This is a genomic window from Variovorax sp. GW823-FHT04B03 (assembly GCF_058796495.1).
The window spans coordinates 839,434-860,427 of sequence record NZ_JBXAIT010000003.1; the positions used below are offsets into that span (position 1 = coordinate 839,434).

The following is a 20,994-nucleotide window of genomic DNA, read 5'->3' on the forward strand; positions in this document are numbered from 1 at the left end:
ACCTACACAACGATATTTCGAAGGAGGCATTTCCATGTCCGGCATCGCTCTCAACCGCCGTCTCACCCTGACCGCCGCCAGCCTCCTGGTCGGCCTCGCGCTCGCCGGTTGCGGCAAGCAGGAACCCGCCGCGCCCGCGGCCGCTTCGGCGCCGCCACCCGCTGCCGCACCGCGCGTGCTGGTCGTGGGCACCGACGCGGCCTACACGCCCTTCGAATCGCAGAACGAAAAAGGCGAAGTCGTGGGCTTCGACATCGACGTGGTGAAGGCCATCGCGCAGAAGGCCGGCATCGAGGTGAAGTTCGTCAACACGCCGTGGGAAGGCATCTTCAACACGCTCGAACTGGGCGACCGCGACCTGCTGGTGTCGGCCATCACGATCACGCCCGAACGCCGCCAGACGATGGACTTCTCGCAGCCCTACTTCGAGGCCCGCCAGCTCATCGCCGTGAAGAGCGATTCGACGGTCACGAAGTTCGACGACATCAAGAAGCTCAAGGTCGGCGTGCAGAACGGCACCACCGGCGACGAGGTGGTGGGCAAGCTGCTGGGCAAGTCGAGCACCGACATCAAGCGCTTCGAGTCGACACCGCTGGCGCTCAAGGAGCTCGAAGCCGGCGGCGTGCAGGCCGTGGTGGCCGACAACGGCGTGGTGGCGCACTACCTGGCCAACAACCCGGGCGGCGGCTTCAAGACCGTGAGCGACGCCGGTTTCTCGACCGAGCAGTACGGCATCGCCGTGAAGAAGGGCAACGCCGAGCTGCTGGCGAAGATCGACAAGGGCCTGGCCGACATCAAGGCCGACGGCACCTACGCGAAGATCTACGCCTCGCACTTCGGCGCCGAGTCCAAGTAACCAGCGAGCCGCGCGATGCTGCTGCACGTCACCCACGAAACGCGCTACGCGTACGCGCCGGCGGTCGAGACGGCGCAGCACCTGGCGCACCTGCGCCCGCTGGCCACCGCCTCGCAGGAGCTCGTGAGCCACCAGCTCACGATCGACCCCGCGCCCGCACAACGCAACGAGGTGCCCGACCTGTACGGCAACACGCGCGCCTTCTTCGCGCTCGAAAGCACGCACGACCACCTCATCGTCACGGCCGAGAGCGTGGTGAAAACGTCGGCGCCCGTGCTCTCGCCCGCCGTGGCGCGCGAGCTGCCCTGGGAGACCGTGCGCGAGCGCTTCCGCTTTCGCAAGGACGCGCCCTTCGACCCCGCGTCGGAGTTCGTGTTTCCCTCGCCGTACGTGCCGCGCCACGACGACTTCGTGGCCTACGCGCGCGCCAGCTTCGTGCCCGAGCGCCCCACCTTCGACGTGGCGATGGACCTCACCGAGCGCATGTACCGCGACTTCGCCTACGACGCCGACAGCACCGAGATCAACACCCCCGCCGTCGAGGCCCTGGCGCAGCGCAAGGGCGTGTGCCAGGACTTCGCCCACATCCTCATCGCGTGCTTTCGCGCCATGGGCCTGCCGGCGCGCTACGTGAGCGGCTACCTGCTCACGCAGCCGCCGCCGGGCCAGCCGCGCCTGGTGGGCGCCGACGCCTCGCATGCGTGGGTGTCGGTGTATTTGCCCGGCGAGGGCGAAGGCCCCGAGAGCGTGGGTGACTGGGCCGACTTCGACCCCACCAACGGCCGCCAGCCCGGCGAGGACTACGTCACGCTCGCCATCGGACGCGACTATTCCGACGTCTCGCCGATGCGCGGCGTGCTGCATGGCGGCGCGCGCCACACGCTGCATGTGGGCGTGACCGTGCAACCCGTGGGGGAAGTGGTGCAGCTGCCCGCGTCGCCGGCGCAAACACAGACACAATCACCCCCGTCATCGTCATCACCATCCCCAGATCAGGAGTCTCCATGAGCGTTTACGACAAGCTTTCCAGCCTCGGCATTTCCCTGCCCCCGGTTGCCGCCCCCGCCGCGGCCTACGTGCCCTTCGTGCAGACCGGCAACCTCGTGTTCCTGTCGGGCCACATCGCCAAGAAGGACGGCAAGGTCTGGGTCGGCCAGCTCGGCGCCAACATCGGCACCGACGAAGGCAAGCAGGCCGCACGCGCCATCGCCATCGACCTGCTCGGCACGCTGCACGCGGCCGTGGGCGACCTGAACAAGGTCAAGCGCATCGTCAAGGTGATGAGCCTCGTGAACTCGGTCGGCACCTTCACCGAACAGCACCTGGTGACCAACGGCGCCAGCGAGTTCTTCGCCGAAGTGTTCGGCCCCGAAAAGGGCGCGCATGCACGCAGCGCCTTCGGCGTGGCGCAGATCCCGATGGGCGCTTGCGTCGAGATCGAGCTGATCGCCGAGATCGGCTGATCTTTTTTCGTTCCCGCCCGCTTCCGCCGGGCGGCTCATCTTTAGTGAATGAGCCGTCCGCCGTTGCCGATCATCGACAACGTCACAGGATGCGGACGCACCCCGGGATCGTCGCCACTCGACACCGGAATCCCCTCGATCTCGCGCCGCAGCATCAGCTTCATGGCGTCCTGCATCGAGCGGCGCGGTGAAGCGGCCAGCGCCGAGCGCGCCGCCTCCACCGTCACCATCGCCACCACGTACCCTTCCAGCGAGAAATAGCTGAACTCGTCGCGACCCATGTGGCTGCGCATGTCCTGCTGGTAGCGCTGCACCAGCGGCGAGGTCGCCAGCCGCGGGTTGGGCATGACCTGCGAGATCACGGTGCCGCGCGCCGCCGGCCCCACGCTCTTGGCGAGCACTTCGCCGTTGACGATCGAGAGCATGTACGGCGTCGGCCGTGCCACGCCGCTCTCCGACGCCAGCCCCGACAGCAGCTTCACCCCGCACGGCGTCACGCACAGCGCGAAGAGCGCATCGGGCTTGGCCGCGCGCACGCTCGCGGCCAGCGCGGCGCCGTCCATCTGCGCCAGCGCCACGCCCTGCTGTCCCACCAGCTCGATGCCCGCGCCGCGCAGCGCGGTCTCCAGCGCGGCAAACGCATCGCGCCCCAACCCGTCGTCCTGCCAGACCGCGAACACGCGCCGCTGCCGCACCGACACCGCCTGCGCGACCAGCTGGCGCACCTCGTCGGCGTAGCTCGCGCGCAGGTGGTAGATGAGCGCGCGCTGCGCGCCGTGCAGCGCCGAGGCACCGGTCATCGCGCCGATCAGCGGCGTGCCCGCCTCGCGCATCGTCGGGTAGGCCGCGTCGATGTGCGAGGTGCCGGCCGACAGGCCCAGCGCATCGACCTTGTCCTGCACCACGAGCTGGCGAATGTTCTGCGTGTGGCGCTCCACCGAGTAGCCGTCGTCCAGCGCGCGCCACACCAGCTTGTGGCGCCCGAGCAGGCCCTCGCGCTGCACGCGCGCCAGGTAGGCGTCGATGCCGTCCTTCACGTTGCGCCCGGCCTCGCCGAGCGGCCCGCTCAGCGGCAGCGACTGCCCCACCACGATCTCGTCGGCGCGGCCCGGCAGGCCCAGGCACAGGAGGAGCAGAGGCGCAAGCCAGCGGTAGACCATCGTCGTGTCGTCCTTGCCGGCGTCGCCGGCCGTGGGGCAGCCTGAAGCAGGCGGACCCCGATCTTGGCGGCGCACCGCATGCGGCGGCCATCGGACATTTCCGGCCGGCGCTACGGGGAACCCTGCTGCTCGCAAACCCTCGGGCACGGCCGTGCGGCACGGCCCGCGACCTATCATGCAGCGCGCCACCGCCCGCCCCCATGACAGCACCCGCCCGCGAGAGCCTGCAGGACATGCCCTTCGACACCATCGTCGAACAGGCGGTGGCGGGCATCTACGTGATCCAGGACGACCGCTTCGTCTACTGCAACGCGACCTGGGCCGCCATCGTGGGCTACACCGCAGAGGAAATGACCGGCATGTCGCTGGCCGAGATCGTGCCGCCCGACTTCGTGGAAGTCGTGCGCTCGCGCATCCGCATCCGGCTGGCGGGCAATCCGCCGAGCATGCACTTCATCACGCGCGGCCTGCACCGCGACGGGCGCGTGCGCTTCGTCGAAGTCCACGGCTCGCGCATCGAGCATCGGGGCCGCCCGGCGGTGATGGGCGTGGGCGTGGACGTGACCGACCGCGTGCGCAACGAGGAAGAGCGCCAGCGCTCGCGCGAGCAGCTGCAGGCCCTGGCGGCCTACACCGCCAACAAGCTCGAGGAGCAGCGGCTGGCGCTGTCGCGCGACGTGCACGACGTGCTCGGCGGCATGCTGACCTCGATCAAGATGGACGCCACGCGCATCCAGCGCCGCGCCGACAACCCCGAGGTGCAGGCGCTCACGCAGGGCCTGATCGCGCTCACGCAGCAGACCATCGACACGGTCAAGCAGATCTCGGAGGCGCTGCGCCCCAGCGCGCTCGACCACCTGGACCTGTCGGTGGCGCTGGCCCACGAGCTGCAGGCCTTCACGCGCCGCTCGGGCGTGCTGCATTCGCTGGACACCGACGCACCCGCGCTGCGGCTCGCGCCCAAGCAGGCCACCGCGGTCTACCGCATCTTCCAGGAAGGCCTGACGAACGTCCTGCGCCACGCGAAGGCGCAGCGCGTGGACGTGCGGCTGCGCGTGGACGGCGAGCGCCTGCGGCTCGCACTGCACGACGACGGCTGCGGCTTCGACCCCGATGCGCCCGAGGGCAGCGCGCTGGGCCTTCTGAGCATGCGCGAACGCGCGCGCGAAATCGGCGGCGAGCTGCACATCCACGCGGCGCCCGGCGCGGGCACGCGGCTGGCGCTGAGCGTGCCGCTGCTGCAGCCGGAGAGCGGCCCCCCATGATCGACATCCTGATGGTCGACGACCACACGATCTTCCGCTCGGGCCTGCAGCGGCTGCTGCTCGACGAGAGCGATCTACGCACCACGGCCGAGGCCGGCAACGGCGCCGAGGCGCTCGAGCTGGTGCGCCAGCGCCGCTTCGACGTGGTGCTGCTGGACATCAACATGGAAGGCCGCAACGGCCTGGAGGTGCTGGCCTCGATCCGCGCGCTGCAGCCCGCGCTGCCGGTGCTCATGCTGTCGATGTACGCCGAGGAGCAGTACGCGCTGGTCGCCATCCAGGCCGGCGCGCGCGGCTACATCGCTAAAGACGCGGAGCCCGCCGAGCTGGTGCGCGCGATCCGCTGCGTGGCGGCCGGCGGCCAGTACCTGAGCGCGCGCGCCGCCTCGCAGGTCAGCGGCCAGCTCGAAGGCCGCGACGACCGCCCCGCGCACCAGCGGCTCACGGTGCGCGAGCACCAGATCATGCTCATGATGCTCAAGGGCCTGTCGCTCACCGCCATCGGCGACGAGATGCTCATCAGCGTGAAGACCGTGAGCACGCACCGCAGCAACATCCTCGACAAGCTCGGCGTGGCCAGCACGGCGGAGCTGGTGCTCTATGCCGTGCGCCACGGGATCATCCAGTAGCTCGATCGCCTCAGAAACTCAGCGTGTGCCGTTGCGCAAGGGGTCGATCGAATCGGGCAGCGCGTTGAAGTCGATCTGCTGGAACAGGAACTCGCGCTGCTGCGGCGACAACAGCGAATAGCGCGGCCAGAAGAACAGGTAGTCGTCGGCCGACATGCGCGGCTGGTTGTCGAAGACCATGCGCTTGCTGCACAGCAGGCACACGAAGTTGGTCCAGTTGTTCCAGGTCGTCTGGCCGTCGAACATGCGGCTCGGTGCACCGTAGCGGGCAAAGCTCGCCGCGTGACCGATGAACTTGTCCGACAGCGCCTTGCGGCTGCTTGCGTTCGCGGAGCTCCAGGCAAAGCGCATGAAGTTCGGCTCGTCGGTCACGAAGTTGCCGAAGAGCGCCGCCACGTCGATGCCGTGGAACGCGCCGAAGGTGTCCTTCCAGGGCTGCGGCGTGTCGTCCCAGTTGTAGTTGTAGCGGTAGATGTCGCCGTTCTGCAGGCGCAGCACGCGGATCACGTTGTCGATCACGTTGTCCAGCGCGTAGCTGATCACTTCATGCGTCTGCGTGTAGATCGGCCGGAACTCGGGCTTGATCAGCTGGTTGAAGGTGACGCTGCCGGGCGCCGCGTAGTTGGTCAGGTTCCACAGCTCCTGCTGCGAGGGCTGGCCCATGCCGAACAGGAAGGCGAAGTACGAGCCCTCGTCGTGCGTGGAGCCGATCATCAGCGGCATCTTGTTGTAGTTGCCCGCGAGCAGGCCGGGCAGCCCGCTCGCGCGGATCACGGTGCCGTCGGTGAAGTGGCCCGGCACCACGGGGCTGGGCGTGAACTTCATGATCTGCGCCGCGCTCGCGCCGCGCAGCAAGGCGGCGATGTCGGCGGCGCTCATGGTCACGCGCTGCGCCGCGGCCTGCAGCGTGGTCGAGGCGCGGCCGGTGTCGACCAGCAGGTTGTCGATCAGCGAGTCGGCCGCCAGCGTGCCCACCACCGGCGGGTACGCATTGGGCACGCCCGACATGCACAGCGCGCGGTGGAACTTGCCGTCGGCCAACGGCGACTGCAGCAGGCCCCAGGTGTTGATGCAGCCGGCCGACTGGCCCGCCACCGTCACCTGCCCCGGGTTGCCGCCGAAGGCGCGCGCGTTGGCCTTCACCCAGTCGAGCGCGCGCACGAGGTCCAGCGTGGTGAAGTTGCCCGAATCGTCCAGCGCGTTGCCGGTCTTCATGGCCGGGTGGTTCAGCCAGCCCAGCATGCCCATGCGGTACTGCACGGTGACCACCACCATGTTGGCCTTCTGCGCCAGGTAGGCGCCGTCATAGGCCGGCTCGCGCGCCGAGCCCTTGGTGTTGCTGCCGCCGTGGATCCAGAAGAACACCGGCAGGTTCTCGGCGCTGGAGTTCGGCCGCCACACGTTCAGGTACAGGCAGTCTTCGGTGCCCACGGGCTGGCCGAAGGTGGCCGGGTCGGGCTCGCCGAAGGGGTTGCCGACCTGCGCGCACATGCCGGCCAGCGTGGTCGCGGCGCGCGCGCCGCTCCACGGCTGCGGTGGCTGCGGGGCGCGCCAGCGCAGGTTGCCGACAGGCGGCTGCGCGAAGGGAATGCCCAGGAAGGCGTGCGTGTTGTTGGCCGCGACCTTGCCGTAGATCTGGCCGGCGTCCAGCGTGCGCGTGAGGCTCTGGTTGTAGGCGGCCAGCGCGGGCGCCGCGAGCATCGCGAGCGCCCACAGGACCGTGGTGCGAAGCAGCAGGCGAACGAGGCCTGCAAGAGGACGGGAGCGGTGCATGGTGGTTGTCTCCTCGAGGTGGATGCGGCGGGCTCTGACGGCCTCGGTCATGCATCGATTCTCGTGAGCACCCTGCCCCGCCCGCCTCGGTGTCATCGCAGGGGGGCGGCAAGAATCCTCCGATTGACATCCGCCCCGCAAAGGGCCATGCAACGCTTGACGACTGCTACTTGCGCTTCCAGCTCGCCACAGTGATGTACACGCCGGTTTCCTTCGCGTCGCGCAGGCGCACGCTGTAGCGGCCCGCGCCGTCGGTGCCGTTGAAGACGACCTCGCGGCCCTCTTCGTCCAGCGTCGCGCCCTTGGCGAGTTCGCGGTACGCGTCGACCAGCTTGGCGATCGGCTCGTAGCTGCGCAGCGTGACCTCGGCATCGGGCAACCGCGCCTCGGGGCGCTGGGCGCTCTGGTAGGCCGTGCGCATCGGCAGGCCGGCCAGCCCCTTGGGCAGCACGATCTTGCCGGCGCTGGCGGTGCTGTTCACCTCGGCCGTCTGCACCAGCAGCGGATGCAACGACGCCGGGAAGCCCGGCGGCAGCTGCTCGGCGCGCCAGCCCGGCACGCCCGGCTGGCCGGTGATGTACTCGACGCTGGCGATCTTCTGCGCGGCGGCCACATCCGCCGGATCGTCGCTGTCGGCCATGGCCGCGAGGTACGACGGCAGCTGCTTGCTCCAGGCCACCAGCGGCGCGGCGTCGGCCTGGCTGGCACCGGCACGCTGGAAGACCGACAGCACGGTCTGCGGCAAGGGGTTGCACACCTTGGGGTCGTCGCGCTTGGCAGCCGCGCGGCAGTGGCCGTTGACCAGCCCCACCGCCTGCACGCGGCCATCGGCGTCGATCAGCAGTGCCGCGCGCTCTTCGCCGTGGCCGCCGCCGCTGACCGACGCGATCACCTGGCGGCCGTCGGGCCACACGGTGCGCGTGACGTCGAACTTCGAGCGCATGCCTTCGAGCAGCTGCTGCGCGATCAGCGTGTCGGGCTCGGTGTAGCTGCCGCGCGCGTAGCCGACCAGGCCGATCACGGCGCTGCGGATGCGCGTCTGCTCGCTGAGGCGCAGCGTGGGCGGCGGCAGTTCGGTCGTGACGGGGCCGGCCGTGTCTTGTGCATGGGCTGCGAACGCGCAGGCGAACACCAGCGACGCGAGCGCCGCCGGAATCAACTTCTTCTTCATTCGGAAATTTCCACTTCGATGTTCGTGATCGCGGGCATGTCGCGCGGGACCGTCGTGCTGACGGAGAAGCTCAGGCCGTTGCGGCTGCCGGCGATGAAGCCGTCGCTGGACTCGATGTCCTTCAGCGGCGGCGACAGCTGCTTGTAGAACGCCAGCACCTGCTGTGGCGTGTCGACGGTCTGCAGGCGCAGCACGCGCTTGGCCTTGGCGTCGCTCAGCGCGTCTTGCGCGGTGCCGTAGATCAATGCCTTGGGGTACAGCGGCACCTGCGCGGAGAAGGCCTTGTTGGGCCGCACGATGGGCCGTGCCGTGGTGCGCGCGGCGTCCATCGTGACGTACTCGGTCGTGGCGATCTTCTCGCCCACGCCCTCACCGCCCTGCATGCGGTCGGGAACCTGCTGGCTCCATGCGACCAGCGGTTGCGCCTTGGTGCGGTCGAAGCCGGGACGCAAGAAGATCGAGAGCACGGCATGCTGGTCGTCGAGGCAACCGCTCGACGACGAGTCCTTGCCGCAGCTGCGATGCACAAGTGCGGCGGCCAGCACGTCACCGCTGCGGTCGTCGACCAGCACGGCCGCGCGCTCGCCGCCGTCGTAGGGCCGGCGATACGACGAAAGCAGTCGTTGGCCGTCAGGCAGCGCCTGCTGCTTACGGTCGGGGCGCGAGGCCAGGCCCGAGATCAGCTGCTCGGCCAGCAGGCCTTCGGGCCAGTAGTACGAGCCCGACGCCATGCCCGCGAAGCGCGTCACGGCAAGGTCGAGTGCGGGGGCCTGGGATGTTTCCGGGGCGCGCTCGTGATGCGGCACGAGGACCAGCTGGGGTGTCGCGGTTTGTGCGACGGCGCCGAAGGAAGAGAGAAGAAGAAAAGCGAGGAAAGCGGAACGCGGTCGAAGGTGAGGCATGCAAAAAAGAAAACGAACGATGCGGCTTGCCCGATGTTTGCGGACAAGTGTGTCGTTTCATTCTAGAAGGCGTTCATTGCCAAAACGCCTCGCCTCTCATCGCCGCGACGAACGTCTCACGGTGTGACCGCGAGCTTCGAACACAGCAGCCGCATCGCCGCACCGATCGGTGCGATCACCGGCACCTCGAAGCGCGGCGCGAGCGCGAGCGCGGCCTGCCCGAGCGGACCGCCGCCGATGATCACGGCCTGCGCGCCGTCGTCGTCGATGCAGCGCTGCACGGCCTGCGCCAGCGCCTCTTCGAGCGCCTTCGCATCGGCCGCGAGCGCACGCGGATCGCCCTGCGTGAGGCGGATGCCACTGAACTGCGCGCCCAGCCCGAGCGCGGTGGCGCGCGCTTCGATGGGCGCCACCAGGTCGGGCGTGACGGTCGCGATGCCGAAGCGGCGGCCGCCCTCGCCCGCCGCGAGCATCGAGGCTTCGGCGATGCCGACCACGGGCACGCCGGCCTCGCGCCGCAGCAGCGCCACGCCGGGGTCGCCGAAGGCGCTGACGATCACGCCGTCCCAGCCCTCGCCCGCCGCCGCGCGCCACACCTTCAGCACCTCGTGCGCGGCCGCGTTCAGCTCGTCTTCGTTGACGATCATCGGCGGGCCCTGCACCGCCGTGCGGCCGGTCACGCGGCAACCGGCGGGCGCTTCGGCGGACGCGATGCCGACCATCATGTCGGTGGTGGCGACGGAGGCGTTGGGGTTGATGAGGAGGATGTCGGGCATGCGGAAAAGCGCTTTCTTTGGAGATCGTTCGGTGCGCGGTTCAGTTCGAGCGGGCCAGCGTCGCGCCCGGTGCGCGGTCTTCGGCCTCGGCTTCGCCGGGCAGTGGCAGCGCATCGGGCGACTGGCCGTAGGTCTCGGGCACGCACTGCACGCTGGCCACGAACACCGCGTACATCGCGGCGGCCAGGCCGAACACGCCGACCAGCCCGAAGCTGTCGAACAGGCGGCCGGCCACCAGCGGCATCAGCGCGCCGGCCGCCGTGCCCGTGGCCAGGATGAAGGCCGTGCCGAAGGCGCGCACGCGCGTCGGGTACAGCTCGGGCGCGAAGATCCAGATGGTGGTGTTCAGCAGCAGCACGAAGAACTGGAACACCGCGCCCGCGATGAGGATCACGACGATGCTCTTGGCCACGAAACCGATGGTCAGCGCCGCGAGGCAGGCGCACACAGCGCCGGCCGTCAGCACGCGCTTGCGCGGAAAGTGAAAGCCCAGCAGCGAGGCCGCGATGGCGCCCAGCAGGCTGCCGCCCTGCATCACCATCGTGAACAGCAGGCTCTTGGACATGCTGTAGCCCAGCGTCACGAGGATGGTCGGCATCAGCGTGAGCACCGAGATCTGCGCGCCATAGGTCATCCAGATCGTGATGCACAGCGGCACCGTGCGCCGCGCCAGCGCGCCGCGGAAGATCTCGGTCACACGCACCTTCGGCCGTGCGGCCTGCGCGAGCGTGCCGTCGTCGGTGATGTAGGGGTGCGGCGCCGCCGGCTTGCCTGACAGCCGTCCCGAGGCGAGGCGCGACAGCACGGCATTCGTTTCTTTCACGCGGCCCTGCGACAGCAGGAAACGCGGCGTCTCGGGGATGTAGCGGCGGTAGAAAGCGCCGAGCAGCGCCGGCACCATGAGGCAGGCGAACAGCCAGCGCCAGGCGTTGTCGCCCGGGAACATCCAGAACACCAGCAGGCCAAAGCCCGGTGCGAGGAAGTTGCCGAGCCCGCCCGCGCCCACGTTGACCAGCCCCACCGCCGTGCCGCGGAACTTGGTCGAGCAGAACTCGGCCAGCATGGTCACGGCAATGGCAATCTCGCCGCCCAACCCGAAGCCCACCACCGCGCGGCCCAGCGCCATCACCGTGAAGTTGGGCGCCATCGCGCAGATGCCCGCGCCGAGCGTGAACAGCAGCAGGTCGATCGACAGCATCACGCGGCGGCCGTAGCGGTCGGCGATGAAGCCCGAAATGATCCGCCCGATGGCCGCGCAGGCAAAGGTGACGGTGTTCAGGAAGCCGATGTCGGAGGCGCTCAGCCCCCACTGCTCGCGCAGCATCGGGCCGACGATGCCGACCGCGTTCTGCTCGAAGGCATCGAACAGGCAGCCGATGAGGATCAGGAAAATGATCGTGTGGTGCGAGCGCGTGACGCCGATGGTGTCGAGCGCGCGATCGAGCTCCGCGACTCGGGGCGAGTCGGGCCCGGAGGAGAGTGCAGGTCCAGCCATGGAAAAACCCCTTGAGAAGGAATGAAGTGCTTGCTTGCGCGGTGCAGCCCGGTGTCGCGGATCGCATCGTAGGCCGCATCGCGCCTGAGTGGCATATGGATTTCACCTACTTTGAATAGTTGAAATTTGAATTTCATTCAGTTGCGAGCGTTTGCAAGCTTCATGCCGGGTGGTTTTCAGGCCTGGAAGACGGGTTCTCCGGGGTTGGGCTGAAAAGCGGCGCCCGAGCGCACCTGCAGCGTGCGCTTGCGCACCGAGGGCGTGCACCTCTGCCTAGGAACTCGCAGCGCCGGCCAGTGCCAGCAGCTCGTCGACCTCCCAATGGTCGTCCGCGTGCCCGCCGTACTTGACGGCGACCACGGTGCCCCGCGCGTCGATGAGCACGTCGGCCGGCAAGCCCGTGATGCCGTTCTCCGCCCGCTTGTAGAAGCGGCCCGTCGCGAGCACCCAGCGCAGGCCGCTCCAGAAGACGCGCGGATGCAGGAACGCCAGCCGCGAGGTTTCCACGCCGAAGCGCCGGTAGTGCGCCTTGGCGGGGTCGGCCACGCAGTCGAACGGCAGCTGCGCCTGGTACTTGCGCATCTCCTGCGCGGACGAGTGAAAGAGCACGACCTCGCGGATGCCCGCCGCCGCCAGCTCGCCCTGCCTTCGGGCGAAGGTCAGCAGATGGAAGTTGCAAACCGGGCAGCCCGCGAAGCGGCGAAACTGCAGGTGGACCCAGCGCGAACCGGCGTCCGGCAGCTGCAAGGGCTTTCCGTGGATCGTTTCCAGGGCCGTGGCGGGCACCACATCGCCGGGCGAGAACTTCATCGATGATCCTTCAAGAGGGTTGCGAAGACGCCGGGCCGGGTGGCTGGAAAGCGTCTTCCGATTTTTAAGTACACTGTACGTTTATTACTCTACAACCTCTTCAAGAACGGAGTCAAGCGTGGGACGTCCCGCCAAATTCACCCGTGAACAGCTCCAGCAGGCCGCGCTGGCGCTGGTCGATGCGGACGGCCTCTCCGGCCTGACCATGCGCGCGCTCGCGAGCCGGCTCGAAACCGGCGCGATGACGCTCTACAACTACGTGTCGCAACGCGAAGAGCTGGAGATGCTGGTGGTCGAGGCGGTGCTGGGCAAGGTGCGCTGGGAGACCGACGACCGCCTGCCTTGGCATGAAGCACTGGAGGACATCGCGATCGCGCTGTGGCGCGTGATCCGCGACCATCCCCATGTGATTCCGCTGATCCTCACGAAGCGCAGCCGCTCGCCCGCGGTGTTCGAAGTGACCGAAGCCCTGCTGCGCACGCTGGCCCAGAGCGGCCGCAGCGGCGCGCGCCTGCTCGTGGGTTTCCGCGCCGTGTCCGCGCTCATCATGGGCGCCGCACAGGCGGAGCTGGCCGGGCCGCTCACGCTGCAGGCCGACGAATCGCCCGACGACACCATCGCACGCTTCCAGGCGCTGCCGCCGGACCGGTTCCCGCACCTGATCGAGATCGCCACCGCCGCCACGGCCAGCGATGCGGAGACCGAGTTTCGGGCGAGCCTGTCCCTTCTCATCGATGGCCTGCGCGCAGACGCTCCTGCGGCGCAGGCCTGAAGCCGCTCAGGCCAGGGCCAGCGCTTCGACCTGGTCCAGCGCGCGCGACGCACCGCCCAGGCGCGTCGCCAGGTGCTGCGCGCGCTTGAGGTACAGGTGCACGTCGTGCTCCCAGGTGAAGCCCATGCCGCCATGCACCTGGATCGCCGTGCGCGTGGCCTGCTGCGCGCCTTCGATGGCCGTGAACTCGGCGGCGGCACAGGCAAAACGCCAGTCCGGCAGGCCGCCGTCGAGTGCGGCAGCGGCATAGCGCACGGCCAGGCGCGCGTTGTCCACGCCCATCCAGGCGTTGGCGAGCTGGTGCTTGATGGCCTGGTAGCTGCCGATGGGCTTGCCGAACTGCACGCGCTCGCGGGCGTAGGCGCTGGCGAGGTCGAGTGCGGCCTGCGCGACGCCGACGAGTTCCGCCGACAGCGCGACGCGGTGGGCGGCGCGCACGCGGGCACGTGCTTCGGGGGCGATGGGCAGCGTCTCCCATGCCAGTGACGACTCAGGAGCCGCCGGCGCTTGCCGCAACGTGGGATCGAGCGCATCGGACACAGCGCCCTCGGGCATCGGCCGCAGCGCCACGCGCAGCGGCACGGCGTCGTCATGCCAGCCCTGCACCACCACGAGATCCGAAGCCTGCCCCGCATGGTCGAGCCAGCCATCACCCTGCGCGATGCAATGGAAGGCGCGCTCGCCCGCCATCGCCGCACGCACCCAGTCACTCAACGCATCGGGCGGTGCCTCACCACACGCCTGCAACCACAGCGGCAATAGCACGGCGCTGCCAGCCAGCGGCAGGTTCAGCAGCTGCTGGCCTGCGGCCTCGGCCACGATGCAGGCCTCGCTCATGCCGAGCCCCAGGCCGTCGTGCGCCTCGGGCAGCAGCAGTGCCATCCAGCCCATGCCGGCCATGTCGGCCCACAGCGACTGCTGCGTGGCATCGGTCCAGGGCAAGGCGCGCCGTGCGCGCACGAGCGGGTGGTGGTCGGCGAAGAAGCGGTGGGCCGACGCGTGCAGCATCTGCTGCTCGTCGTTCAATGCGAAATCCATGGCGGTCGTCGTGTCGTCGTCGTCAATCAGTTCTTGGGCAGGCCCAGCATCTGCTCGGCCAGGATGTTGCGCTGCACTTCGGAGGTGCCCGCCAGGATGGTTTCGGCGCGCGTCCACAGGAAGTCGCGCACCCAGGCCGCAGCCTGCGGGTCGGCGCCCGTGGGCTCGGGGCCGGCCAGCGCGCGCTCGCCGAGCACTTCCATGGCCGTGGCGAGCAGCTTCTGGTGCGACTCGCTCCAGTGCAGCTTGGTCGACGAGCCCTCGGGCCCCGGCGGGCCGCCGCGCATCGCGTGCGTGAGCGCGCGGTACGACTTGAGCTTGAGCACGTGGCTGTCGACCGCCAGCCGCGCGAGGTCGCGCCGCAGGTGCGGGCAGTCGAGCGCGGGGCGTCCGCCCCTTTGCACGCTGGCCGCCAGCCGCGTGAGCGCGCCCAGCTCCTGCGTGAAGCGCACCTGGCGCGGAATGAAGTAGGTGCCGCGCTCGAAGCTCGCGGCGGCCATCGCCAGGCGCCAGCCGCCGTTCTCCTCGCCCACCAGCGCGTCGAGCGGCACCTTCACGTCCTCGAAGAAGACCTCGTTGAAGTCCGACTCGCCCGTGATCTGGCGGATGGGTTCCACGCGCACGCCGGGGCTCTTCATGTCGACCAGCAGGAAGCTGATGCCCTTGTGGCGCGCGGCCGCGGCGTCGGTGCGTGCGAGCACGAAGCAGTGGTCGGCAATGTGTGCGAACGAGGTCCACACCTTGTGGCCGTTGAGCACGTAGTGGTCGCCGCGCCGCTCGGCCCGCGTGGACAACGCCGCAAGGTCGGAGCCCGCGCCGGGCTCGGAATAGCCCTGGCACCAGATCTCGCGGTTGCTCAGGATGCCGGGCAGGTAGCGGGCCTTCTGCGCCTCGCTCGCGAAGTGGATCAGCGTGGGCGCCAGGATGCCGTGGCCGATGATGTTCACGCCCAGCGGCGCGCCGATGCGGGCCTGCTCCTCGTGGAAGATGGCCTGCCGCGTGAGCGGCCAGGCCTTGCCCCCGTGTTCCTCGGGCCAGCCCAGGCCCGCCCAGCCGGCCTGGCACACGTGGTCTTCCCAGGCGCGGCGCCAGGTCAGCTCGTTGGCGTCGGGCGCGCCGCCGGGCCAGGCCGCGACGAAGCGCGGATAGTGCGTCTCGAACCAGTCGCGCAACGTGAGGCGGAAGGCTTCATCTTCCGCCGAGTAACCCACTTGCATGCTTGTCTGCTTTCTCGTTCTTGCTGATGGTTCGCGGGTGTCAGTCGGCCTTTGCGCCGGAGTCTTTAATGACCTTGGCCCACTTGACGATGTCCTTGCGCAGGAACGCGGCGAACTCGTCGGGCTTGTTGCCGATGATGTCCAGGCCCAGGCTGCGGAACTTGTCCTTCACCTCGGGTTCCTTGAGCACTTCCTGCAGCTCGTCGTGCAGCTTGGTCACGACCGCCGGGGGCGTCTTGGCCGGCGCGACCACGCCCAGCCACGGCATGGCTTCGTAGCCGGGCAGGCCCGACTCGGCGACGGTGGGCGTGTCGGGCAGCGACTGCGAGCGCTGCGCCGTGGTCACGGCCAAGAGGCGCACCTTGCCGTCCTTGATGAAGGGGCCCGAGGACGCGTACGCGTCGAACATCACCTGCAGCTGGCCGCCGATCATGTCGGTGAGCGCGGGCGCGCTGCCCTTGTAGGGGATGTGCTGCATCTTCACGCCGGCCACGCTGTTGAAGAGCTCGGCCTCCAGGTGCGTCGACGTGCCCGCGCCCACTGAGCCGTAGTTGGCCTTGTTGGGGTTGGCCTTGAGCCAGCTCACGAGCTCGCCCACGTTCTTCGCCGGAATGCTCGGATGCACCACCAGCACGTGCACCACCGAGGCCACCTGCGAGACCGGCGCGAAGTCTTTCACCGGGTCGTAGTTGACCTTGCTGTACAGGCTGGGCGCGATGCCCAGTGACGAGGCCGCGAGCAGCAGCGTGTGGCCGTCGGGCGCGGCCTTGGCCACGTACTCCGACGCGATCATGGTGCCGGCGCCGGGCTTGTTCTCCACCAGCACGGGCTGGCCCAGGCGCTTGTGCAGCCGCTCGGCGAGCAGGCGCGACATGATGTCGGCCGCGCCGCCGGGCGAGAACGGCACGACGAGCGTGACGGGCTTGGTCGGGTAGGTCTGTGCCGCGGCAGTGCCGCCCACCAGAGCGGCGGCGGCCAGGGCCACGCAGGCCAGTGCTTTCTTGAACATGGGATGTCTCCTGTCTCTGTCGATGGTTGTGGTTGTGTCTACGAAGCCAGGACCAGCGCGTCGAGCGCGCGCACGCCCTGGCCCTGTTCCTTCACGAGCAGCGGGTTGACCTCGACCTCGTCTGCCTGTTCCTGCAGCGCCAGCACGGCGCGTGAAAATCCGGCGATGGCGCGGCACGCGGCCTCGACGTCGCCCAGCGGCCGACCCCGGTACCCCGTGAGCAGCGGAAAGGCCTTGAGCTCGCCCAGCATGTCGCGCGCCATGGCCTCGTCGACGGGCAGCACGCGGTGGCTCACGTCCTTGTACAGCTCGGTGAGCACGCCGCCCAGGCCCACGGTCAGCGTCATGCCGAACACCGGGTCGCGCGTGGCGCCGAGGATGAGTTCGGCCTGCCCCGCTTCCATCTTCTGCAGCAGCGCGCCGTCGATCTGCGCCGTGGGCGCGTAGGCGCGCGCCGAGGCCATCACTTCGTCGAAGGCCTTGCGCACCTCCTGCGCATTGCCCAGGCGCAGGCGCACGCCGCCGGCCTCGGTCTTGTGCGCGATGTCGGCGCTGAGCACCTTGAGCACGACCGGAAAACCCAGTCGCCCGGCCACGGCCGCGGCTTCGTCTGCCGTGCGCGCCACGGCCTCGTCGACCGGCTCCACGCCGAACTCGGCGAGATAGCGCTTGGTGCTGTGCTCGTCGGCGCGGCCCGCCAGCGTGGCGCGCGCGGGCGCGGGCTGGCTGCGCACCTGCAGCCAAGGGTTGTGCTTGCGCCGCTCCTGCCACAGCAGGAAGGGCGACAGCGCCGACACCGCCACGCCGATGTCCTCGAACACGGGCACGCCGCCCGCGCGCAGCTGCTCGCGCGTCTTGGCCGCGCCAGTGTCGATGGCGACGATCAGGCGCGGGTGTTTTTCAGCCACGGCACACAGGTCGTCGGCCATGCGGTCGAGCATGTAGCCCGGCGCGTAGACCACGATGGCGTCGATGGCGTCGGACACCGCCAGCGCTTCCATCGCGGTGCGCACGAAGCCGGGGTCGTTCACCACGTTGCCCGTCACGTCGACCGGGTTGGAGACCATGCCGTAGTCGGGAATGCCGGCGCGCAACTGGTCCTGCAGCGGCTGCGGCAGCGTGGGCACGTCGAGCCCCTGGCCGATGAACTTGTCCGCCAGGATCGCGCCCAGCGCGCCCGAGATGGTGATGATCGCCACGCGCTTGCCCGCACTGCGGTGCCGGTAGCCGGCCAGGTGCGCGAGCTGCGCCATCTGCGCGAAGTCGTGGCTCTGGATGATGTTGAGCTGGCGAAACGCCGCCTGGTAGATCTGCTGGTCGCCCGCCAGCGCCGAGGTGTGCGAGCGCACGGCCTCGGAGCCCTTCTCGGTCTCGCCGGCCTTGTAGAGGATGAGCAGCTTGTCGCGCCGCACGAACTCGGCCGCGGCCTCCATGAAGCGCGGGCCGTCGCGCAGCTCCTCGATGTAGCCGATGCCCACTTCGGTGGCGTCGTCCTGCGCCAGGTATTCGAGGTACTGCGCGAAGTCCACGCAGGCCTCGTTGCCGGTGTTGATGAAGTGGCTGAAGTCCACGCCCAGCCGGCGCGCAATGGCGTACACCGCGGCGCAGACGTTGCCGCTTTGCGTGAGCAGGCTCACGCGGCCCGGGCCCTGCTGCATCGGCGCGGTGTTGAACACCGAGGCGAAGTTGGTGTGGGCCTGCGTGTTGAGGTTGGCAAAGCCCATGGCGTTCGGGCCCGCCACCACCATGTCGGTGGTGGCGACGAAGGCTTCCAGCTCGGCCTGCAACGCGGCGCCCGCGTCACCCGCTTCGGCAAAGCCCGCGGCATACACGATGACCGCGCGCACGCCGCGCGCCTGGCAGCGCTTGAGCATCGGCGTGACCTCGGCCGCGGCCAGTGCCAGCACCACCAGGTCGGGCGCGGCGGGCAGCGCTTCGAGATCGGGCCAGCAGCGCAGGCCGAAGACTTCTTCGTACTTCGGATTGATCGGGTAGATCGCACCGGCGTAGCCAAATTTCGTGAGGTGCGCGAGCGGCATGCCGCCGATGCGCGCGGCATTGCCGCTGGCGCCGACCACGGCGATCGAGGCCGGGTTCAGCAGGGGTTCGAGACGGTGCAAAGTCATCTTCGTTCAGGCGGAGGCGGGGTTCTTCTGGATGGCCGAAGCCAGGCCACGGTCGCGGGCCGTGAGAAAGCCCTCGCTCAGGTGCGAGAGCTGGTGCGTGTCGAAGTGCGCGGCCAGCGCGGTGCGCAGGCCCTGCGCGTCGAGCGTGCGGTTGATCGAGCGCTTGATCAGCCGCAGCCCGAACGGCGGCGCCTTGGCGATCTGCTGCGCCAGCGCCAGCGCGGCGTCGGCCAGTTCGACATCAGGCACGACGCGGTTCACCATGCCGATCGCATGCGCCTCCTGCGCCGACAGCTTGCCGCCGGTGTAGAGCATTTCCTTGGCCTTGCGCGCGCCCATCACCCACGGGTGGATCAGCACCTCGGTGGCCGCCGCGCCCAGCGTGTGGCCCACGGGGTCGCTGAAGAAGGCCGACTCGCCCGCGACCACCAGGTCACACATGTTGGCGATCATGAAACCGCCCGCCACGCAGGCGCCCTGCACCTGCGCGATGGTGGGCTTGGGAAAGTCCCAGATCCGCATCGAGTAGTCGAAGTAGCGCAGCTCTTCGTAGGCCCAGCGCTCTTCAACGGTGAAGTTGGCGCGCTCGGCCTGCGCCTGCTTGAGGTCGTGGCCGGCCGAGAAGTGCGCTCCCTTGCCGCCGAGCACCACGGCGTTCACCGTGTCGTCGCGCGCGGCGTCGTCGAAGGCGGCCATGAGCTCGTCCAGCATCTGCTGGCTCTGGGCGTTGCGCTGGGCGTCGCGGGCCAGCAGGATGCGGCGCACGGCGCCGTGGTGTTCGATTTCGAGGGTGTCGTACGCCATCGTGTGTCTCCGGGTCTGTGTCTGGGGCGGGGGCAGTTTAGACTTCGAAATTCCTGCATCCCAAACACTAAATCCAATTTTTCCCACTATATGGACGAACCCAGAGAGACCGCCGGCGCCCAGAGCCTGCGGCGCGCCCTGCAGTTGCTGCGCCTGCTGGCCGAGCACCACGAGGAAGGCATCAAGCTCACCGAGGTGATCGCCGCCTCGGGGCTGGAGCGCTCCACCGTGCACCGCCTGCTGTCGTGCCTGGCCGAGGAGCAGTTCGCCGAACGCGACCCCGACGGCAAGGCCTACCGCCTGGGCATCGACGCCATGCAGCTGGGCTTTGCCTCGATGCGGCGCGTGCCGCTGGTGGACTCGTGCCGCGCGCTCATGCAAAAGCTCGCGCGCATGTCGGGCGACACCGTGTTCCTCGTGATCCGCCAGGGCGACTACTGCGTGTGCCTGCACCGCGAGGAAGGGCACTTTCCGGTGAAGGTGTTCACCACCGACGTCGGCGGGCGCCGCCTCCTAGGCTTGGGCGCGGGCGGGCTGGCGCTGATGGCCGCGCTGTCCGATGCCGAGATCGACCGCATCCTCGAGCGCCACACCGCCGAGTACGCGCAGGCCGGCTTCACCCGCGAGCGCATGAAGCAGGCTGTGAAGCGCACGCGCGCGGCGGGCCATGCGGACATCGTGGACACGCTCACCGAAGGGGTGTCGGGCGTGGGGCGCACGTTTGCGGCGTCAGCCACGACGCTGGCGGCGATCAGCTTCGGCGCGATCACGCCGCGGCTGCCGCCGGCGCGCAAGAAGGAGATGGCGTTGTTGTTGAAGGCGCAGTTGCCGCGCAGCGAAGCGGCAAAGTAGACAGCGCGGGAGCCGCGCGGTCTCTCAGAGCTCGCCGTTTTCCTCGTGCCCCAGCTCGATCGCCGCCAGCCGCTTGCGCCCGGCCGAGCCGGCGGCCTCGATCACCATCGTGGCGATCAGGTCGCACACGCCCATCACGGCCGCGTGGTTGTCGAGCAACCCCGGGCCGCGGCAGTCGCATTGCAGCGACCACGTGGCGCCCGCGAAATCGGGTGAGGCGCGGTCGCTGATGTAGACGATCTTCGCGCCGACGCGCTGCGCGCCCGCCAGCAGGGTGTCGAGCTGGCGCGTCTGGCGGCGCGTGCCGAACACGATCACGCAGTCGCGCTCGCCCAGCCCCGCCAGGTGCTCGGCCAGCGTCTCGCCGGGGCCAGGAATGGCGGTGACGCGCGGCACCACCTGGATGATCTGCCAGCGCAGGTACAGCGCGAACGCGTGGCTGCTGCGCGTGCCGAAGATCAGCACCTGCCCCGCGCCGATGATCGCCTTCACGATCTCGGCCATCTGCTTGTCGCTCAGGCGTTCGAAGGTGCTCGCCAGGTTGGCCTGCGACTGCTGGAAGTGCGTGGCCACGAGGTGGCCGCGCTTGGAGGCTTCGGTGGCGTTCTGGAACAGCGGCGAGCCGGTCTGCTTTTCTTCGCGCACCTGGCGCCGCGCCTCTTCGTAGTTCTCGTAGCCGATGCGCCGGATGAAGCGGCTCACCGTGGAGGGCGACACGCCCGCCAGCTCCGCCAGTTCGTTGCCCGCATAGCTGGCCAGCTCGCCGGGAAACTCCAGGACGAAATCGGCAAGCTGGCGTTCGGTTGCGGACAACTGGTCGAGCTGGCTGCGAACGCGGCGGACGAAGGAATCGGCGGACATGGGTAGGTGGTGGAA

General features: G+C 69.3%; 20 protein-coding genes. 7 read left to right on the top strand and 13 right to left on the bottom strand.

The features are described 5' to 3' along the window. The first annotated feature begins 34 nt into the window (after positions 1-34). Genes AC1RAD_RS16950 through AC1RAD_RS16960 form a run of 3 tightly spaced genes read left to right on the top strand, consistent with a single transcriptional unit; the run spans position 35 to position 2,319 of the window. Complete coding sequence (locus AC1RAD_RS16950) at positions 35-856, top strand: basic amino acid ABC transporter substrate-binding protein (protein ID WP_390344945.1); 822 nt, start codon at positions 35-37, stop codon at positions 854-856. A gap of 15 nt (positions 857-871) precedes the next feature. Then, positions 872-1,864 (top strand): transglutaminase family protein, encoded by a 993-nt coding sequence (locus AC1RAD_RS16955; protein ID WP_492736091.1) that lies wholly within the window; start codon positions 872-874, stop codon positions 1,862-1,864. After that, positions 1,861-2,319, top strand: a complete 459-nt coding sequence (locus AC1RAD_RS16960) for a RidA family protein (RefSeq protein ID WP_492736093.1) — start codon at positions 1,861-1,863, stop codon at positions 2,317-2,319. The genes AC1RAD_RS16955 and AC1RAD_RS16960 overlap by 4 nt, the downstream gene beginning before the upstream one ends. 41 nt (positions 2,320-2,360) lie before the next feature. On the opposite strand, the gene AC1RAD_RS16965 is transcribed toward AC1RAD_RS16960, so the two are convergent. Beyond that, on the bottom strand, positions 2,361-3,554 hold the full coding sequence (locus AC1RAD_RS16965; protein WP_492736095.1) for an ABC transporter substrate-binding protein: 1,194 nt from the start codon (positions 3,552-3,554) through the stop codon (positions 2,361-2,363). A gap of 125 nt (positions 3,555-3,679) precedes the next feature. Here AC1RAD_RS16965 and AC1RAD_RS16970 point away from each other — a divergent pair, with 125 nt between their 5' ends. Both AC1RAD_RS16970 and AC1RAD_RS16975 read left to right on the top strand, forming a co-directional pair. Next, positions 3,680-4,744, top strand: a complete 1,065-nt coding sequence (locus AC1RAD_RS16970) for a sensor histidine kinase (RefSeq protein ID WP_369647581.1) — start codon at positions 3,680-3,682, stop codon at positions 4,742-4,744. Continuing rightward, a complete protein-coding gene (locus AC1RAD_RS16975) occupies positions 4,741-5,373 on the top strand; it encodes a response regulator (protein WP_095744783.1) in 633 nt (210 codons plus the stop codon). The genes AC1RAD_RS16970 and AC1RAD_RS16975 overlap by 4 nt, the downstream gene beginning before the upstream one ends. 18 nt (positions 5,374-5,391) lie before the next feature. Here AC1RAD_RS16975 and AC1RAD_RS16980 read toward each other — a convergent pair whose 3' ends face one another. The 6 genes from AC1RAD_RS16980 to AC1RAD_RS17005 form a co-directional block, all read right to left on the bottom strand. After that, positions 5,392-7,146: a carboxylesterase/lipase family protein gene (locus AC1RAD_RS16980; RefSeq protein ID WP_492736098.1), complete on the bottom strand. Its 1,755-nt coding sequence runs from the start codon at positions 7,144-7,146 to the stop codon at positions 5,392-5,394. A 166-nt stretch (positions 7,147-7,312) separates the two neighbouring features. After that, entirely contained in the window at positions 7,313-8,317 is a 1,005-nt protein-coding gene (locus tag AC1RAD_RS16985) for a hypothetical protein (RefSeq protein WP_492736100.1), read from the bottom strand. Beyond that, positions 8,314-9,066, bottom strand: coding sequence for a hypothetical protein (locus tag AC1RAD_RS16990; protein WP_159272386.1), 753 nt, complete (start codon positions 9,064-9,066; stop codon positions 8,314-8,316). The genes AC1RAD_RS16985 and AC1RAD_RS16990 overlap by 4 nt, the downstream gene beginning before the upstream one ends. Positions 9,067-9,335: 269 nt before the next feature. Then, a complete protein-coding gene (locus AC1RAD_RS16995; RefSeq protein WP_492736102.1) occupies positions 9,336-9,995 on the bottom strand; it encodes an aspartate/glutamate racemase family protein in 660 nt (219 codons plus the stop codon). Between the two features lie 40 nt (positions 9,996-10,035). Continuing rightward, complete coding sequence (locus tag AC1RAD_RS17000) at positions 10,036-11,490, bottom strand: MFS transporter (protein ID WP_492736104.1); 1,455 nt, start codon at positions 11,488-11,490, stop codon at positions 10,036-10,038. A gap of 273 nt (positions 11,491-11,763) precedes the next feature. Beyond that, the gene (locus AC1RAD_RS17005; RefSeq protein ID WP_095947336.1) at positions 11,764-12,300 is read right to left on the bottom strand and encodes a peroxiredoxin-like family protein; all 537 of its coding nucleotides are present in this window, start codon (positions 12,298-12,300) and stop codon (positions 11,764-11,766) included. Between the two features lie 118 nt (positions 12,301-12,418). Between AC1RAD_RS17005 and AC1RAD_RS17010 the strand changes: the two genes are divergently transcribed. Then, positions 12,419-13,072, top strand: coding sequence for a TetR/AcrR family transcriptional regulator (locus AC1RAD_RS17010; RefSeq protein ID WP_447743239.1), 654 nt, complete (start codon positions 12,419-12,421; stop codon positions 13,070-13,072). Between the two features lie 6 nt (positions 13,073-13,078). Here the strand turns inward: AC1RAD_RS17010 and AC1RAD_RS17015 are convergent, their stop codons facing one another. Genes AC1RAD_RS17015 through AC1RAD_RS17035 form a run of 5 tightly spaced genes read right to left on the bottom strand, consistent with a single transcriptional unit; the run spans position 13,079 to position 19,266 of the window. After that, entirely contained in the window at positions 13,079-14,110 is a 1,032-nt protein-coding gene (locus AC1RAD_RS17015; protein ID WP_492736107.1) for an acyl-CoA dehydrogenase family protein, read from the bottom strand. Between the two features lie 26 nt (positions 14,111-14,136). Next, the gene (locus AC1RAD_RS17020; RefSeq protein WP_492736109.1) at positions 14,137-15,327 is read right to left on the bottom strand and encodes an acyl-CoA dehydrogenase family protein; all 1,191 of its coding nucleotides are present in this window, start codon (positions 15,325-15,327) and stop codon (positions 14,137-14,139) included. Positions 15,328-15,367: 40 nt separating this feature from the next. After that, positions 15,368-16,336 carry a tripartite tricarboxylate transporter substrate binding protein gene (locus AC1RAD_RS17025; RefSeq protein ID WP_492736111.1) on the bottom strand — a complete coding sequence of 323 codons (969 nt, stop codon included), beginning with the start codon at positions 16,334-16,336 and terminating at the stop codon, positions 15,368-15,370. Positions 16,337-16,374: 38 nt separating this feature from the next. Next, positions 16,375-18,462, bottom strand: coding sequence for an acetate--CoA ligase family protein (locus AC1RAD_RS17030; RefSeq protein ID WP_492736114.1), 2,088 nt, complete (start codon positions 18,460-18,462; stop codon positions 16,375-16,377). Positions 18,463-18,468: 6 nt separating this feature from the next. Further along, positions 18,469-19,266, bottom strand: coding sequence for an enoyl-CoA hydratase (locus AC1RAD_RS17035; protein ID WP_492736116.1), 798 nt, complete (start codon positions 19,264-19,266; stop codon positions 18,469-18,471). A 90-nt stretch (positions 19,267-19,356) separates the two neighbouring features. On the opposite strand from AC1RAD_RS17035, the gene AC1RAD_RS17040 reads away from it, so the two are divergent. Then, complete coding sequence (locus tag AC1RAD_RS17040) at positions 19,357-20,118, top strand: IclR family transcriptional regulator (protein WP_159277484.1); 762 nt, start codon at positions 19,357-19,359, stop codon at positions 20,116-20,118. Between the two features lie 24 nt (positions 20,119-20,142). Here AC1RAD_RS17040 and AC1RAD_RS17045 read toward each other — a convergent pair whose 3' ends face one another. Beyond that, complete coding sequence (locus tag AC1RAD_RS17045; RefSeq protein ID WP_062480494.1) at positions 20,143-20,979, bottom strand: MurR/RpiR family transcriptional regulator; 837 nt, start codon at positions 20,977-20,979, stop codon at positions 20,143-20,145. Positions 20,980-20,994: the final 15 nt, after the last annotated feature.